We start from the raw sequence: 17,037 nt of genomic DNA, 5'->3' as shown, positions 1-17,037 counted from the left end.
TAAAGAGGAGGAATGAAGATGACGACGGAAATTACTTTTCCAGTAAATCAACAAGATATTACGAGCTTCTCTAAAGACCGCAATGAGCCAAAATGGTTCGCTGATCTACGCCTTTCGTCTTTAGAGAAAGCATTAAACTTGGAATTGCCAAAACCTGATAAATCACGAATTAATAAATGGAACTTTACATCTTTTGATTTTGATGCGAAAACAGCTGGGGGAGAAGACTTTTCAAAGCTCTCCGACAGTGTGAAATCACTTATCGGTGAAGAAGACAATATTCAAAATTTAATTGCCCAGAAAAACGGTGTAACCACTTTTAAGGCTCTTCATGATGACCTTACAAACAAAGGCGTTATTTTTACTGATATGAAAACAGCATTAACTGACCATGAAGATCTTGTGAAAAATTACTTTATGCAAGATGCTGTCTCTCTGGACGAAAACCGTCTGACTGCTCTTCATGCGGCACTCGTCAATGGCGGAACTTTCCTTTATGTGCCAAAAAATGTTGAAGTGGAGCTGCCGCTTCAGGCTGTTTATTCACATGAAGGCAGCTTTGGTTTATTTAACCATGTCCTTATTGTTGCTGAAGAGAACAGCTCTGTAACGTATGTAGAGAATTATCTGTCAGAAGGTTCAAATTCAGAAGCAGTAGCTAACATTGTTTCTGAAGTATACGTTGCTGATGGAGCGTCTGTGCGTTATGGTGCGGTTGATAACCTCTCCGAAACAGTAACGACGTATGTAAACCGCCGCGGGCAGGTAACCGGCAGGGATGCCAGTCTTTATTGGGCGCTTGGACAAATGAATGATGGGAATACCGTCTCTGAAAATACAACATACCTTGTAGGTGAAGGGTCATATGCGGATACTAAAACCGTGTCTATCGGACGCGGCAAGCAGTCTCAAAACTTCACTACAAACGTGATCCATTACGGGAAAAACTCAGATGGTCAGATTTTAAAGCATGGCGTTATGAAAGATTCTGCGACATCCATCTTTAATGGTGTTTCTAAAATCGAGCACGGAGCGACAAAAGCGAACGGGGAGCAGACAGAACGTGTGTTAATGCTTAGTGAGAAAGCGCGCGGTGACGCTAACCCGATTCTGCTGATCGATGAAGATGACGTAACAGCAGGCCACGCGGCCTCTGTAGGGAAAATAGACCCTATTCAAATGTTCTATCTAATGAGCCGGGGGCTTAGCAAACGTGAAGCGGAACGGTTAATTATTCACGGGTTCCTTGCACCGGTGGTAAGCGCGCTGCCGATCGAGTCTGTAAAAGAACAGCTGTATGATGTGATTGAAAGGAAAGTATACTAATGGATGTAAAAACAGTCCGCTCGAAGTTTCCAATCCTTGATCAGGAGGTAAACGGGCATCCGCTCGTTTACCTTGACAGCGCAGCTACTTCGCAAAAACCGCAGCAAGTAATCGATGCGGTTGAGGACTATTACAAAAGGTATAATTCCAACGTGCACCGGGGGGTTCACACCCTTGGGTCACTTGCTACCGACGGCTATGAAGGGGCGAGAGAAAAAGTCCGCGGCTTTATTAACGCCAAGAGTATGGAAGAGATCGTTTTTACCCGTGGGACGACTACAGCAATTAACACAGTGGCTGCCAGCTATGGAAGAGCTAATGTCAAACAGGGTGATGAAATTGTAATTACGCCGATGGAGCATCACAGTAATATCATTCCGTGGCAGCAGCTGGCGAAAAGCACAGGCGCCACATTAAAATATATTCCTTTAAAGGAAGACGGAACGATTGATTTAAACGATGTTGAAGAGACAGTCACTGAAAATACCAAAATTGTATCTGTGATGCACGTCTCCAACGTGCTTGGAACGATCAATCCTGTGAAGGAAATAGCTGAAATTGCCCACAAAAATGGCGCTGTGATGGTCGTTGACGGGGCTCAGGCTGTTCCTCACATGAAAGTAGATGTTCAGGCACTTGATGCTGACTTTTATGCTTTTTCCGGGCATAAAATGTGTGCGCCAACAGGAATCGGGGTATTGTACGGTAAAAAGAAATTAATGAAAAATATGGAGCCGGTTGAGTTCGGCGGAGAAATGATCGATTTTGTCGGCCTTTATGACTCAACGTGGAAAGAGCTCCCCTGGAAGTTCGAAGGCGGCACCCCTATTATTGCTGGTGCAATCGGGCTGGGAGCGGCCATTGATTTTCTTGAAGAAATAGGGCTTGAGAATATTAAACAGCATGAGCAGAAACTTGCTGACTATGCGATCGCCCAATTGAAGGATATTGACGGCGTGACTGTTTACGGACCGGAAAAGCGTGCAGGCGTCGTAACGTTTAATTGTGACGATGTCCATCCCCACGATGTAGCCACGGTCCTTGATGCTGAAGGAGTGGCTGTCAGGGCAGGCCATCACTGTGCGCAGCCGCTGATGAAATGGCTGGATGTGACTGCTACGGCAAGAGCCAGTTTCTATCTTTATAACAATGAAGAGGATGTCGATGCTTTTGTAAAAGCATTAATAAAAACAAAGGAGTATTTTGGAGATGTCTTTGGGTAATCAACTGGACACACTGTACCGCCAAGTGATTATGGATCATTATAAAAACCCTCGGAACCGCGGAGAAATTGAGGGTGACTCCTTAAAAGTTAATATGAATAATCCAACATGCGGAGACCGCATTCAACTGCAAATGCAGGTTGAGGACGGGAAAATTGCCAATGCCAAGTTTGTAGGTGAAGGGTGTTCGATCAGTTTATCTTCTGCCTCAATGATGACTCAGGCAGTGAAAGGTCTTCCGGTAGAGGATGCTTTAAAGCTGTCAGGGATCTTTTCCGATATGATGCTTGGGAAAGATTACACAGAAGGGGATTTTGACCTGGGCGATATTGAAGCGCTTCAGGGAGTTGCCAAGTTCCCTGCCAGAATAAAATGTGCTACCCTCGCCTGGAAAGCGATGGAAAAAGGTCTTGATGAAGAAAAGGACGAAGATTCTGAGTAAGTGAAGGTTTACACTTGGTTTTTACTACCGATGTGTTGTAAAATAGATATATAAACTTTTTACCAGTGATAGATGATCACTTAAAAAAGTGGCATGCCATCGCTGATAAAAGTAATAGATCATTAAAGTGCAGTCAATCGTTCGCAACCGTTTATTTTATAAAGTTTTTGAAGGCGGCTCTTGTTGCCGCTATTCTACAAGGAGGGTTTCACATGGCTAAAAAAATGCCGGAAATCAGTGAATATCAATACGGCTTTTCAGATAAAGACGTTTCGATATTCCGTTCTAAAAAAGGGTTGACTCGTGAAATCGTTGAGGAAATTTCCCGTATGAAGGAAGAACCTCAATGGATGCTCGACTTCCGCTTGAAATCTTTAGAACAGTTTTATAAAATGCCTATGCCTCAATGGGGCGGTAATTTAGCTGAGCTGGATTTTGACGAGATCACGTATTACGTGAAACCATCAGAGAAATCTGAGCGCTCATGGGATGAAGTTCCTGAGGAGATTAAGAATACGTTTGATAAATTAGGTATTCCTGAAGCAGAGCAAAAATATCTCGCAGGTGTTTCAGCGCAGTATGAATCAGAAGTGGTTTACCACAACATGCAGGAAGATCTTGAAGATCTTGGTATCATCTTCAAGGATACAGACACTGCATTAAAAGAGGACGAGGAAATTTTCAGAGAGCATTTTGGAACTGTTATTCCTCCTTCCGATAATAAATTTGCTGCTTTAAATTCAGCCGTATGGTCCGGCGGTTCTTTCATTTATGTGCCTAAAGGTATTAAGACGGAGCAGCCGTTGCAGGCTTACTTCAGAATTAACTCCGAAAATATGGGACAGTTTGAACGTACGCTGATTATTGCGGATGAAGACAGCTCTGTCCATTATGTTGAAGGGTGTACGGCACCGGTATACACAACGAACTCGCTTCACAGTGCGGTCGTTGAAATCATTGTTAAAAAAGATGCTTATTGCCGTTATACCACTATTCAAAACTGGGCACCTAACGTCTTTAACCTTGTTACTAAACGTGCGGTAGCTGAAGAAAACGCCGTTATGGAATGGGTAGACGGAAATATTGGATCCAAGCTTACGATGAAATATCCGGCAGTTGTGATGAAAGGCCGTGGAGCACGTGGAAACGTTCTTTCCATTGCGATTGCAGGAAAAGGCCAGCACCAGGATGCCGGTGCTAAAATGCACCATCTGGCGCCTGATTGTTCCTCTACAATCGTTTCTAAATCTATTTCCAAGCAGGGTGGTAAAGTAACCTACCGCGGAATCTGCCACTTTGGACGGAAATCAGAGCGATCCAAGGCAAACATTGAGTGTGATACTCTGATTATGGATAATGAATCCACATCAGATACGATCCCTTATAATGAAATTCTTAATAACGACATTACGCTTGAACACGAAGCGACAGTATCTAAAGTATCTGAAGAGCAGCTTTTCTACCTGATGAGCCGCGGAGTATCAGAGCAGGAAGCGACTGAAATGATCGTTATGGGATTCATTGAACCATTTACGAAAGAACTGCCAATGGAATATGCTGTTGAAATGAACCGACTGATTAAGTTCGAAATGGAAGGTTCTATCGGCTAATACTGATATAATAAAGGCGAATCCGGCCGGGCCGGGTTCGCCTTTATGTTTTTTACCATTTTTTAAATTGGATGAGAGAGGTGAAAGAAAATTGGGTCAGATTAATGTAGGTGTAACGGGCTGGGGAGACCACCGAATATTATACGAAGGGATTAGCTCACCATCAAAAAAGCTTGAAGCTTACGCCGGGCATTTTCCTGTCGTTGAACTCGATTCCTCTTTTTACGCTGTGCCTCCTGAGAAAAATATAACAAAATGGATTAATGAAACACCTGCATCTTTCCAGTTTGTCGTGAAAGCTTACCAGGGAATGACAGGCCATCAGCGGGGAGAGAATCCGTTTAAAACCCAGGAAGAGATGTTCAAAGCTTTTAATGATGCGATACGCCCGTTTAAAGAGACGGGTAAACTGGCAATGGTTTTATGCCAGTTCCCTCCCTGGTTTGACTGTCAGAGAAAATATGTGGATTATATAAAATTTGTGCGTGAGCAGTTAAGAGAATTTGATGCTGCCCTGGAGTTTCGCCATCAATCCTGGTACAGCGAGGATTATAAGGAAAGAACACTGGAGTATATGAAAGAAGATGACTGGATCCACAGTATATGCGATGAACCTCAGGCAGGAGAACGTTCTATTCCTTTTGTGCCGGTGACAACACATGATGAAAAAGCTTTTGTACGTTTCCACGGGCGTAACACAGCAGGATGGAATAAACCTGTTAAAGGTGAAGGCTGGCGGGAAGTCCGGTACTTATATGATTATTCTGAAGATGAGTTAAAAGAATTGGAAGAGAAGGTAAAAAGCATCTCCCAGGAGGTAAATAAAACGTATGTCGTTTTTAACAATAATTCAGGCGGGCATGCGGCCGGAAATGCCAAAACATTTATAAGCGATTTAGGAATAACATACGAAGGTCTGGCACCGAGGCAAATGAATTTATTTGACGAGTAAAAAAAGCAGGATTGAAATCCTTAGCCAACTTCCGTAATATTCGATGTAGGTAGTATTAAATTGAAAGTTAGAAAGCAGGCATTTGAATGGAATGGATTTTATTACTTTTATTAGGGCTCGCGGCTGCTATTTTAGGCAGTATAATGGGGTTGGGCGGCGGTATTATTATCGTGCCTGCCTTAATGATTTTAAGCAATTATTCTGAGCTTTTAAGCGGTATTACGCCCCAGGTGGCGGTGGGAACTTCTTTGTTAATTATGATATTTACGGGGTTATCATCGACACTTGCCTATTTGAAACAGAAAAAAGTAGATGTCAAAAGCGGTTTAATCTTTTTTGCAGGAAGCGGGCCTGGCGCGCTGTTCGGAGTCTGGCTCAATCAAGATATTAATGTGGACGTTTTTTTAATTGCATTTGGTGCTTTTATCATTTTTGTTTCATTTGTATTGATGGTCAGGAAACACATTAAACCTTTAAAGCGCAGCAGTAAAGGCATAAAACGAAGCTATGTGAATGAATACGGAAAAACTGTTCACTATGGCTATCATCCGGCAGTGGGGATTACAATTGCTTTTTTTGTAGGGATGTTTTCAGGCTTGTTTGGTATCGGCGGCGGCTCCCTGATGGTGCCGGCTATGATTTTACTTTTTGCCTTTCCGCCCCATCTGGCAGTCGCAACTTCCATGTTTCTCGTCTTTTTGTCTGCGCTGATCAGTTCTGTTTCGCATATCAGTTTAGGAAACGTAGACTGGTACTATGCGATGGCTTTGATTCCGGGGGCCTGGATTGGCGGTCAGCTGGGCGCAGCGATTAACAGAAGATTGGCCAGTGATACGGTTGTCATATTATTGCGTGTATTTTTGATTATCGTAGGTATACGTTTAATTTATCAAGGAATCATGAGTCTCTAATCTGAAGACAGATTCCAAGGAGAAGGTGTGGTGTCCTTGGCAAAGCAAACCCTTAGAATATTGCATACAAACGATTTACATAGCCAGCTGGATAAGTGGCCGGCTGTTACACAGCTTCTGAATAAACGGAGGAACGAAGCATACAGGAAGAATGAAGAAGTGCTCTTGTTTGATATTGGCGACCATTGTGACAGGGCTCATCCAATGACTGATGCCCTGCTTGGGAAAGGAAATGTCCAATTATTAAATGACATGGCCTATGACGCAGTGACCATTGGAAATAATGAAGGAATCACATTTTCAAAAGATCAGTTAGATGACTTATATGACCAGGCTCAATTTCCGGTGCTGTTATCCAACTTAAAGAACAAAGATGGAACCAGGCCGGAGTGGACACATCCATATAAAATTTTCACTTTAAAGTCCGGTTTAAAGGTTGGAGTAACAGGTGTGACCGCACCTTTTCGCTTATTTTATGAAACGCTCGGATGGAAAGTGACAGACCCTTTCAGTGAACTGGAAGATACAGTGAACGAGCTTCGTCCGAAAGTCGATATTCTTATCTGCCTTTCCCATTTAGGGTTTAGCGAAGACGAAAAAATGGCCGACGACTTTCCAAGCTTTGATGTTATTCTGGGCGCTCATACACACCATGTTCTTGAAAAAGGAAAAAAGGTAAACAACACGTGGATTAATCAGTCTGGACGATCCGGGGCGTTCATAGGCGAAGTATGTATGGAGTTTGAAAAAGAAACAGAAGGCTGTTTCCAGGTGTCTGTTCAAAATGTCCAATCAATTAAAGTCAATGAAGGGATAAGAGATGAGGAAACAGAAAAATCATTAAATCATTTAATCTTATCCAGCAGTACCGAACTGAATAAACAAATAACTGTGCTGGAATCCCCCCTTGATGTAGAGTGGTATCAAAAAAGCAAGTTTCCGGTTATGCTTGCGGAAACATTAAGGGAATGGTGTGAGGCAGAGATTTCCATGGTTAATTCAGGAGTCCTTTTAAAAAGCCTGCCAAAAGGGCCGGTGACTGTCAGGGATTTACATGAAATCTGCCCTCATCCAATTAACCCGGCGACGGTCATGATTTCAGGTGAACGGCTTCTTGAAACCATCCGCCAGTCCAGACAGGAAGAGATGATTACCTTTGCTTTGAAAGGTTTTGGCTTCCGCGGTAAAGTGCTGGGCTATATGGTTTTTGATAATTTAACAATCAGTGATAATTCCCGGTATCTTAATGAAAAGAATGTGTTAATAGACGGGGAGCCCTTACAGAGGGACCGGAAATACAAACTGGCTACTTTGGATATGTTTACGTTTGGCCAGCTTTACCCTGCTATTAGTTCAATTAATGAAAAAAAGTATTATATGCCTGAATTTTTAAGAGACCTTCTGGCATGGAAGTTAAATAAAATAAATGGCTCGCCCTCATAAAAAGAAATTTGAAAAGAGGGACAGCGGGCGAGTGCGAGAATTGGTTCAGCGCCTGATAAAAACCAGCTGACATATGTTTCCTGGTGATAGGCTGCATTATTCTTATCAGCTATTATCAGCTAGGGAAAAATTGTGAAATGGAGGGAATTAAATGAAGGCCTACTTAGACCTTTGTGAACATATTTTAAAAAATGGTGTTGAAAAAGATGACCGGACGGGAACAGGAACAATCAGTACTTTCGGCTATCAGATGAGATTTGATCTGGCAGAAGGCTTTCCAGTACTGACAACTAAAAAATTGGCTCTGCGAGCTATTATCCATGAACTTCTCTGGTTTATAAAAGGAGAGACAAACATAGGTTATTTGAAAGAAAATAACGTAAGAATCTGGAACGAATGGGCAGATGATAACGGGGATTTAGGGCCGATTTACGGGAAGCAGTGGCGGTCCTGGCCATCCCCGGACGGGGAGTCTATTGATCAGCTGGGACAAGTTATCGAACAGATTAAAACAAATCCGGATTCAAGAAGGCTGCTCGTCAACGCCTGGAACGTGGCCGATTTAGACAAGATGGCTCTGTCCCCCTGCCATTGTTTATTTCAATTTTACGTGGCTGATGGAAAATTATCCTGCCAGCTTTACCAAAGGAGCGCAGACGTCTTTTTAGGCGTGCCATTCAATATTGCTTCTTATTCGCTGTTAACTATGATGATTGCTCAGGAGTGCGGTCTTAAACCGGGGGATTTTGTTCATACGTTTGGAGATGCGCATATTTATAAAAATCATATTGAGCAGGTTAAACTTCAATTGACGAGGCAACCGCGTCCTTTACCTGAAATGAAACTGAATCCTGAACGGAAAAAAATTGAAGATTTTACAATTGACGATTTTGAGCTTTCAGGTTATGATCCTCACCCTCATATTAAAGGAGAGGTATCTGTATGATTTCCATGATCGCAGCCTTTTCAGAGGGAAGAGTGATAGGAAAAGACGGGGATATGCCCTGGCATTTACCAGCTGATTTACGGCATTTTAAAAAAGTAACGAGCGGGCATCCGATTCTTATGGGAAGAAAAACGTTTGAGTCCATCGGCAAGCCGCTTCCAAACAGGCGAAACATTGTTTTGACAAGAGACAAAACTTTTTCAGCTGAAGGAGTGGAAGCCATTCATGACTTAGCTGATATCCGTTCTTTAATGGCAGAAGAGGAAGAGTTTTTTGTAATTGGAGGGGCGACTATCTATGAGAAACTGATTTCGAAAGCCGACCGTCTTTACATTACTCATATCCATGCGTCTTTTGAAGGCGATACATTTTTCCCGGAAATAAACGGGGATGAGTGGGAAACAGTCTCCTCTGAAAAAGGCACAGTGGATCAGAAGAACCCTCATCCGCATACATTTTTGGTTTATGAACGGAAAAAATAATATTAATATTATTAAAAGTCTTCAGGAATTGTCCTGAAGATTTTTTTATTGGTACAATCTCCCGATTACACTGCATATGAATAGGAGGAAGGGGGGAATTGACCAGTGAAAGCTTTCCGCACCGTCCGGCCCCGCCGGAAGAAAAAAGGGCCTCTTCCTTTTAAATACGTGTTTATGATATCTTTACTCATTTTCGTACTCTTAACGATTCAGGGATTAATTGTGGTAGAAAAAGGAGTCCGTCCTACCTTGATTGCAATTGCTAAAACAGAAACTCAAAGAATAGGGACACTTGCCATTAACGATGCTATTTCCAGACATATTCTTGAGGATACGGATATGGAGGATCTGGTTGAGTTCGAAAGGGACGAAAATGGAAAGGTCATGTTTGTTCAATACAATCCAGTCATTTATAACCGCGTGTTACAGGAGACGACAAAGCGGGTACAAAACTATTTAAACGATATTGAACATGGGCGTGTTAAAGATATTCGTATCCCTAATAAAGTTGACGTAGATAGAGAAGGAGCAACATTTTCTGAAGATGGTATCATCCACATGATTCCATTAGGCCAGGCTACCAATAATGCGCTACTGGCCCACCTCGGACCTCGTGTCCCTGTCCGCCTGTCTGCTATCGGGGACGTAAAATCCCAGCTGAAGGAGAACATCGTGCATGTTGGAATTAACAATACTTATATGAGTGTGTCTGTAGATATTGAAGTGGATGTTAAAGTGGTTATTCCATTTGCGACAGAGACGGAAGTTGTAAGAACATCTATTCCAGTAGCCATGGTGTGGATTCCTGGTGAGGTTCCTGACTTCTATGGAGGCCAGGGAGGTGAAGGAGGAATGACACCCGCTATGATTCAGCGCCCGAAAGAATTTGACGAAGATTTTTCTGTACAATAATGCTTGCAATGTAAATAGGATTTTGTTATGCTAACTCTCGGTTTAAAAATTAATAAGTATCAGAGTGCCTCATCAGAGATGAGGTAGAGGCGCAAAATGTAAGAGTAAAAGACAGGAGCCGGGACGGCCATGAAAGTCTTTGAAAGGATATTTTGCCGAAGCGCTGGTGTTTTGTCCGAAACCCGGCAGCTGGGGCTGTATTGAATAAATGCAGCACTGTCACTTAAAGGGAGACCTTAGTGGAGGACTACTGATCTTTTGAGAGGAATCTGTTCTTGACTTCATAGGAAGCGGCAAGGGAGATTTCCCTTGCCGTTTTGTTATGCCAATTTGTGGGGGGACAGACCCCCATAAATTGGGAAATATTTTTATTTAGGAGGAATGAAAATGGAACACGGCATATTATCGCTGCTGCCGCCGGTGCTGGCGCTGCTTATGGTTATTATTACTAAACGCGTTCTGTTCTCCCTGGGAATAGGGATTATTGTAGGGGCTCTTATGGTTAACCAGACGGAAGAAATGTTTGTAAACGAAGCCATAGGACAGGTCTTTACCATCGTATCAGGGATATTTATCGCTGATGGGGGAATTAACACGTGGGAATTTTACATTATTTTATTTTTACTTATTTTAGGAATGATAGCCTCACTTATTACTGTCACCGGGGGAAGCAGAGCATTTGGTGAATGGGCATTGACTAAGGTTAAAACAAGAACAGGTGCCCAATTTGTTTCAGGATTTTTAGGACTAATTATATTCATAGATGATTATTTTAACAGTCTTACTGTAGGGAACGTCAGCCGCCCATTTACTGATAGGCACCGAGTTTCCAGAGCTAAATTGGCGTATGTTGTAGATTCAACAGCTGCACCTATTTGTGTGGTTTCCCCAATTTCAAGCTGGGGCGCATACATTATTACAATTATCGGCGGGATCCTGGCTGCTCACGGAGTCACTCAGTATGAAGCCCTGCAGGCTTTTCTTCTGATAGCACCAATGAACTTCTATGCTGTCTTTGCCGTTCTTTTAGTGTTCGCTGTGGCTTATTTCAAACTCGATTTTGGACCAATGCGTATTCATGAGAATCGAGCAATAGAAACTGGAGAACTGACTGATACAGATAAAGGTCCGGCGCCGGGAGAAAGTGAAGATGCAAAACCGGTGGGAGAAGGACATGCAGGCGACCTGATTTGGCCGATTGCAACATTAATTGCCGGTACAGTATTGTTTATGGTGATTACTGGTGTACAGGCTACAGAAGGCCAGGCAGGCTTATTAGCCACATTTGAAAATACTGATGTAGCTGCTTCCCTTTTATACGGGGGGTTAATCAGTTTAGCAGTTACGATCGTTATTTCATTGTTAAGAAGCATTCCTGTAAAAAACTTGAGCACAGGGTTGTGGGCAGGAATTAAATCCATGCTTCCTGCGATATATATTCTAATTTTTGCCTGGACGATTATAGAAATTATCGGGGAACTTGGTACAGGAGAGTATTTAGCAAGTATTGTGGACCAGCATATCCCACTCGCTTTTCTGCCTGCATTATTGTTTGTTATTGCAGGGTTCATGGCCTTCAGCACGGGAACATCCTGGGGGACGTTTGCCGTTATGCTGCCAATTGCAGGTGAAATTGCAGCGCTCACGGATATTTCGCTTATGCTGCCGGTGTTAGCAGCGGTACTTGCCGGAGCTATATTCGGTGATCATTGTTCGCCTATCTCAGATACTACAATTTTATCTTCTACAGGGGCAGGCAGCCATCATATTGATCACGTGATTACCCAACTTCCTTATGCTTTAATTGTTGGTTTAATTACTATTCTGTCTTTCCTTGCTTTAGGGTTTACAGGAAGTGTGTGGGCCGGCTTGCTGACAGGCTTTGCTGTTTTTGCTTTATCAGTGTTTATATTAAAATTTGCAGTATCGAAGCTATACAGAGCCGCTCAATAATATAGATAAAAGTCGCACCTCCCGGGTGCGGCTTTTTTTAAGTATAAATTATAAGTGTAAAATGTTATTAGAGAAATTAACATTAAATTTTTTCATATTTAATTAATATAAATGCGTCCATAGCATATATTCAGATTTTTCTAGAATATTCCGAAAATACTTTACATTCAATTGTCAGATAATTATAATAAGATAGTAAAGTGAGAATATAAATTAATAGAAGGCTGAAATAAGGGAGGAGGGGAGTAGTCACTAATACCTATGTAGAAAAAGATCAAATAATATTACTAGGAACAGGGACGGAAAGGGGATAACACGATGAGTAACGGAAGAGAGAGATGGGCTACTAAAATGGGCTTTATTTTAGCCGCAGTGGGTTCCGCGGTAGGGTTAGGAAATATTTGGCGCTTTTCTTATGTGACAGGGGAAAGTGGCGGAGCGGCGTTCTTATTAATCTACGTTTTATGTATTTTTCTTGTAGGTCTTCCTGTATTAATTGCCGAATTTTCAATTGGACGACGGGGACAGGCAGATGCCGTGGGCGCCTTTAATAATATTGCCCCAGGAAAACCGTGGATAATTGGAGGTATTTTGGGAGTTTTAACCTCTTTCCTGATTTTATCCTTTTACGGGGTTATTGCGGGATGGGTTGTCTATTTCCTTTACAGTTACTTAACAGGTGCTGCAGGAGCTGTCGAAGAAGGAGGCTATGCTGATTTCTTCGTGAACTTTATCGGAGGTTCCACAGGGCCGGTCTTCTGGCAGTTCTTATTTATGGCGATCGTAATTGGAATTGTATTCTTTGGTGTTAAAAAAGGTATTGAACTGTCAAATCGTATTTTCATGCCATTATTAGCGATAATTTTAATTGTTCTGGCAGGTTACAGTTTAACACTTGACGGGGCAGGAGAAGGGTTGAGTTTCCTTTTCACTCCTGACTGGAGTGCCTTCGGTGAACCTTCAGTTTATGCTGCAGCCGTCGGTCAAGCCTTCTTTACATTGTCTTTAGGTATGGGGGCTATGATTACTTACAGCAGTTACTTGCCTAAAGAGACAAAGTTGCCGAATGCTGCAGGTAATGTTGTGGTTCTTGATACATTATTTGCGATCATCGCAGGTATTGTGATTTTCCCGGCTGTATTCACATTTGCTATTGAGCCTGATGCTGGTCCAGCCTTAATCTTTATAGTGCTTCCGGAAGTCTTTAACCAGATGGGTACTGGAGGTACAGTGTTTGCTATTCTCTTCTTCTTCCTTGTTGCAATAGCAGCATTGTCATCAGCAATCTCGCTGCTGGAAGTAAGTGTGTCGTATGTCATGCGCCAAATGAATATGAACCGACGCAAAGCAACTTTGCTTGCAGGTTTCGTTGTTACGTTATTCGGGATACCATCTGCATTAAGCCAAGGTGGACCTTTAAGTGAATTTACATTATTCGGGCTGCCTTTCCTTGATTTAATAGACACGGTCACTGACCAGTACACACTGCCTCTTGGAGGTATGGTTATTGCACTGTTTGTTGGATGGGGATGGAATAAAGTTGATGCTTTAAAAGAGACTGGTTTAACTGACACTACCATTGGAACAGTCTGGCTATGGTTCATCCGTATTATTGCACCTGCCGGTATTGCCTGGATTTTACTTTTAAACCTTTTCTCTTAAAAAATAATAAAATTCAAATGACACAATAGTAACCATAGAAGAGGCTCTGACAAAAAAAAAGTAAGCATAAAGAGATCCGAACAAAATTTTGTTCGGATTTCTTGGTGATAAAAGCAGTGATTTCAGTCCGGCAGGCGGACGCTTGCCCAGGGCTTGTGTTTTCTAACTGCCAGTTCACTGAGGGTGAAGGCAGCTGTCATCTTCATCCTAAAAAAAACACCCCCAAGTTTTAGAATGTCTTTAAAACTTGGGGGCATCCAAATATCAGCTGTTTTTCTTCGCTTTTCTTTCTGCCCGTTCCCAGGCTCTCAAAGAAGGATAAGGGTCAAATGACCATTCAGTAAAACCGTTATCTTTATACATCCCGTAATGAAGGTGAGGAGGAAACTTCCCTTGAGTCCCTTCTTTGCCGTAGCCTGAGCTGCCGACATAGCCTATGACGTCCCCAGGCTTTACCACAGTTCCTCTGTCGATGCCTTTTTCAAAGCCGCTCAAGTGGGCAAAATAATGGTAGACATTATTTGTATCCCTTATTCCTACTCTCCATCCTCCGTATTTGTTCCATCCTTTTAGTTCGACTATACCATAGGTGGTTGCCCGGACTGCAAGCCCGTGGCCGGCAAAAATGTCTGTTCCTTCATGGATTCTTCGGCCGCCCCACCCTCTTGCGTTCCCCCAAGTGCTTCTGTAGCTGTAATTAGCATGTAATGGCACAGGAAATGCTCTTTTGCTTAAATCCAGTGAGCCGACGGTTTTATAGGTTTCGGCATGGCCAAGTATCAGCTCAACAGCTTTATCTCTCTGATAATAATCCCACAGCCCTATACGAATATCTTCTTTGTTAAATCCATATGAGGAGAGGTATGACGCAAATGTCCATAAGATATCTTCGTCATTAGTAATGTCGGCTTTTCCGTCACCATCTCCGTCTTTTCCAAGCCCTTGAAAAAAATTAATTGATTCCGGATCGTTGTCTTCCTGGTCAGGGTTCATATGCCCTGACCATTTTTCAGCCGGAAAATAAATGCCGATCAGGCCTTCTTCTTCAGGTAAATCTTTTCTGGCCTGACGAAGTCCGCGTTCGTAGCTGTCCACCGCAGCAAAATAATACCAGGGAATAGATGTCTCAGCTTCAGTTTTTAAGTATAAAGCCATCCTCTCGTTATATAACTGTTCAGAAGAGAGTTCATCAGATTTTGCACCTTCTGAAGGTATAGGAAAGACGAGTAAAATGGTTAATATGAGCAGTATACTGGCGGTTACTTTATTCAGCACAATTGTAATCTCCCTTCAGATTTTCTGGCTGGAATGGTATCATTATCGTTGTTAGATCTATTGACCAGATGTTTTGGAGTGATTCTTTAATATGCTGTGATAAAACACGTTTTTTCATACGCCTTTATTGAAAGCAAAGGTCTTTGAGATATCTTCTATATCATGTTAAAGTAAAAACTAGCGTGATAGTGGAATTTCGACACGTGTATTCAGGAACAAAAAGGGAGAGTGGACTTATATGGCGAAACAGGAAGAACATGTACGTAAACCTGAATGGCTTAAAATTAAATTGAATACGAATGATTCATATAAAGGCTTAAAAAAGCTGATGAGAGATAAAAAATTAAATACGGTCTGTGAAGAAGCGAAATGTCCGAATATCCATGAGTGCTGGGCTGAGCGTAAAACGGCTACTTTTATGATTCTGGGCGATATTTGTACAAGAGCCTGCCGGTTCTGTGCTGTAAAAACAGGCCTGCCGACTGAACTCGATGAGCAGGAGCCTGAACGGGTAGCTGATTCGGTGAAAATTATGGGTTTAAAACATGTCGTCATTACAGCAGTGGCGAGAGACGATTTAAAAGACGGCGGCTCGGGTGTTTTTGCTGAAACTGTAAGAGCTGTAAGAAGAAAAAGCCCTTTTACTACTATTGAAGTACTTCCTTCAGATATGGGAGGAAGAGAAGAAAACATTCGAACATTGCTCGCTGCTAATCCAAATATCTTTAATTATAATGTGGAAACAGTCAGAAGGTTAACACCAACTGTCCGGGCCAGAGCTACATATGAAAGGACAATGGAAGTACTCCGGCGTTCCAAAGAAATGAAGCCGCGCATTCCTACAAAATCCAGCCTGATGATTGGATTAGGAGAAACGAAAGAAGAAATAATTGAAACGATGGATGATTTACGTGCAGTGGACGTAGATATTTTAACAATCGGCCAGTATCTGCAGCCGACGAAATCCCACTTAAAAATAGTCAAGTACTGGACTCCTGAAGAATTTGCAGAGTTAAAAGAAATCGCCATGTCCAAAGGTTTTAAACACTGTGAATCAGGCCCTATGGTACGTTCCTCTTACCATGCAGATGAACAAGTAAACGCGGCTGAGAAATAAATAGTGCTGCCGCTTAACCAAAAAAGGTCCCCATTACAAATAAGTTTGTATCGGGGACCTTTTTATACAGGTTTACTCCATCGTTTCTGCAGGTTTTGGGGAGTCAGTTTCGCCCTGTGGGTATGTTTTCATCTGGTCAATAGTTTGCAGTAAAGCGTTCATTTCTGCACGGTTTTCTGAATATTGGCCTCCAAAGCGTTCGATTTCATCCATCATGATTGGGTCGTCGGCTACATACACTTCATAATAAGAAGGTACAACAGACATAGCTGTCTTTTTAACCTGATCGGCAACTGCTTCACGGTCATTTGTAGCTGTTTCATAAGCAATCAGAACATACTGGTCGGTTACCAGCACGCCCGCATCGCGTACTTCAGGAATGACTGCAGCCATTTCACTGATGCTTTCTGCCAGCAAAGGTCTGTCATAAACGGCATAGCCCGGCATCTCAAGGTCCTGGGCTGCATTCTTTGTCTGGCGATTATAACCAAATTGTAAATATTGGTCCTTATTCTCTATATTACTTTTATTAATTGCCTGGCTTGGCTCTTCCATTTTATATCCTCGCATAAAATCAAAAGCCTGGCCCTCATTCCCGGCATTTCCGCACCCAGTAGCATTCAGGCTTAATAAGAGAGTTAATCCTGCCACAACGACTGTCGATTTTTTAATCATCAAAACACCTCCTGTTTTATAGGATGCTCAGGATTTTGTTATTTTTTTAAGGTAAATTATGGACGTTAAGTGAGGTAAAGATTGAATTTTTAAGTGAAGTGAGGCAAT

15 protein-coding genes and 1 riboswitch are annotated in these 17,037 nt (G+C 42.3%); of the genes, 13 read left to right on the top strand and 2 right to left on the bottom strand.

Annotation, left to right across the window (positions count from 1 at the left end):
• Nucleotides 1-18 precede the first annotated feature (18 nt).
• From sufD to K8O68_RS11505, 12 genes are all read left to right on the top strand, one after another.
• The gene (gene sufD, locus K8O68_RS11560) at nucleotides 19-1,326 is read left to right on the top strand and encodes a Fe-S cluster assembly protein SufD (protein WP_230897044.1); all 1,308 of its coding nucleotides are present in this window, start codon (nucleotides 19-21) and stop codon (nucleotides 1,324-1,326) included.
• Nucleotides 1,326-2,549 carry a cysteine desulfurase gene (locus tag K8O68_RS11555; protein WP_230897043.1) on the top strand — a complete coding sequence of 408 codons (1,224 nt, stop codon included), beginning with the start codon at nucleotides 1,326-1,328 and terminating at the stop codon, nucleotides 2,547-2,549. The genes sufD and K8O68_RS11555 overlap by 1 nt, the downstream gene beginning before the upstream one ends.
• Nucleotides 2,536-2,991: a Fe-S cluster assembly sulfur transfer protein SufU gene (sufU, locus tag K8O68_RS11550; protein ID WP_093055305.1), complete on the top strand. Its 456-nt coding sequence runs from the start codon at nucleotides 2,536-2,538 to the stop codon at nucleotides 2,989-2,991. Before K8O68_RS11555 ends, sufU begins: the two co-directional genes overlap by 14 nt.
• A gap of 212 nt (nucleotides 2,992-3,203) precedes the next feature.
• Nucleotides 3,204-4,601, top strand: a complete 1,398-nt coding sequence (gene sufB / locus K8O68_RS11545) for a Fe-S cluster assembly protein SufB (protein WP_230897042.1) — start codon at nucleotides 3,204-3,206, stop codon at nucleotides 4,599-4,601.
• Between the two features lie 91 nt (nucleotides 4,602-4,692).
• Nucleotides 4,693-5,553: a DUF72 domain-containing protein gene (locus K8O68_RS11540; RefSeq protein WP_230897041.1), complete on the top strand. Its 861-nt coding sequence runs from the start codon at nucleotides 4,693-4,695 to the stop codon at nucleotides 5,551-5,553.
• A gap of 86 nt (nucleotides 5,554-5,639) precedes the next feature.
• On the top strand, nucleotides 5,640-6,464 hold the full coding sequence (locus tag K8O68_RS11535; protein WP_230897040.1) for a sulfite exporter TauE/SafE family protein: 825 nt from the start codon (nucleotides 5,640-5,642) through the stop codon (nucleotides 6,462-6,464).
• A 36-nt stretch (nucleotides 6,465-6,500) separates the two neighbouring features.
• Nucleotides 6,501-7,907 (top strand): bifunctional metallophosphatase/5'-nucleotidase, encoded by a 1,407-nt coding sequence (locus K8O68_RS11530; protein WP_230897039.1) that lies wholly within the window; start codon nucleotides 6,501-6,503, stop codon nucleotides 7,905-7,907.
• A 151-nt stretch (nucleotides 7,908-8,058) separates the two neighbouring features.
• Complete coding sequence (locus K8O68_RS11525; RefSeq protein ID WP_230897038.1) at nucleotides 8,059-8,853, top strand: thymidylate synthase; 795 nt, start codon at nucleotides 8,059-8,061, stop codon at nucleotides 8,851-8,853.
• Entirely contained in the window at nucleotides 8,850-9,335 is a 486-nt protein-coding gene (gene folA, locus K8O68_RS11520; protein ID WP_230897037.1) for a type 3 dihydrofolate reductase, read from the top strand. Before K8O68_RS11525 ends, folA begins: the two co-directional genes overlap by 4 nt.
• Before the next feature lie 105 nt (nucleotides 9,336-9,440).
• Nucleotides 9,441-10,247 (top strand): sporulation protein YunB, encoded by an 807-nt coding sequence (gene yunB, locus K8O68_RS11515; RefSeq protein ID WP_230897036.1) that lies wholly within the window; start codon nucleotides 9,441-9,443, stop codon nucleotides 10,245-10,247.
• 76 nt (nucleotides 10,248-10,323) lie between these two features.
• A riboswitch (Lysine riboswitch) is annotated at nucleotides 10,324-10,505 on the top strand.
• Between the two features lie 129 nt (nucleotides 10,506-10,634).
• Complete coding sequence (locus K8O68_RS11510) at nucleotides 10,635-12,200, top strand: Na+/H+ antiporter NhaC family protein (protein ID WP_230897035.1); 1,566 nt, start codon at nucleotides 10,635-10,637, stop codon at nucleotides 12,198-12,200.
• A 318-nt stretch (nucleotides 12,201-12,518) separates the two neighbouring features.
• Nucleotides 12,519-13,862: a sodium-dependent transporter gene (locus K8O68_RS11505; RefSeq protein WP_230897034.1), complete on the top strand. Its 1,344-nt coding sequence runs from the start codon at nucleotides 12,519-12,521 to the stop codon at nucleotides 13,860-13,862.
• A 264-nt stretch (nucleotides 13,863-14,126) separates the two neighbouring features.
• Here K8O68_RS11505 and K8O68_RS11500 read toward each other — a convergent pair whose 3' ends face one another.
• A complete protein-coding gene (locus K8O68_RS11500) occupies nucleotides 14,127-15,134 on the bottom strand; it encodes a M23 family metallopeptidase (protein ID WP_230897169.1) in 1,008 nt (335 codons plus the stop codon).
• Nucleotides 15,135-15,375: 241 nt separating this feature from the next.
• Here K8O68_RS11500 and lipA point away from each other — a divergent pair, with 241 nt between their 5' ends.
• Nucleotides 15,376-16,254, top strand: coding sequence for a lipoyl synthase (lipA, locus tag K8O68_RS11495; protein WP_230897033.1), 879 nt, complete (start codon nucleotides 15,376-15,378; stop codon nucleotides 16,252-16,254).
• Nucleotides 16,255-16,326: 72 nt separating this feature from the next.
• Here lipA and K8O68_RS11490 read toward each other — a convergent pair whose 3' ends face one another.
• A complete protein-coding gene (locus K8O68_RS11490; RefSeq protein ID WP_230897032.1) occupies nucleotides 16,327-16,929 on the bottom strand; it encodes a YhcN/YlaJ family sporulation lipoprotein in 603 nt (200 codons plus the stop codon).
• Between the last annotated feature and the right edge of the window lie 108 nt (nucleotides 16,930-17,037).

It is taken from the genome of Salipaludibacillus sp. CUR1 (genome assembly GCF_021028955.1).
Taxonomy (GTDB): domain Bacteria; phylum Bacillota; class Bacilli; order Bacillales; family Salisediminibacteriaceae; genus Salipaludibacillus.
Note: the sequence above shows the minus strand (reverse complement) of the source record. Positions and strands in the feature narration are given on the sequence as shown.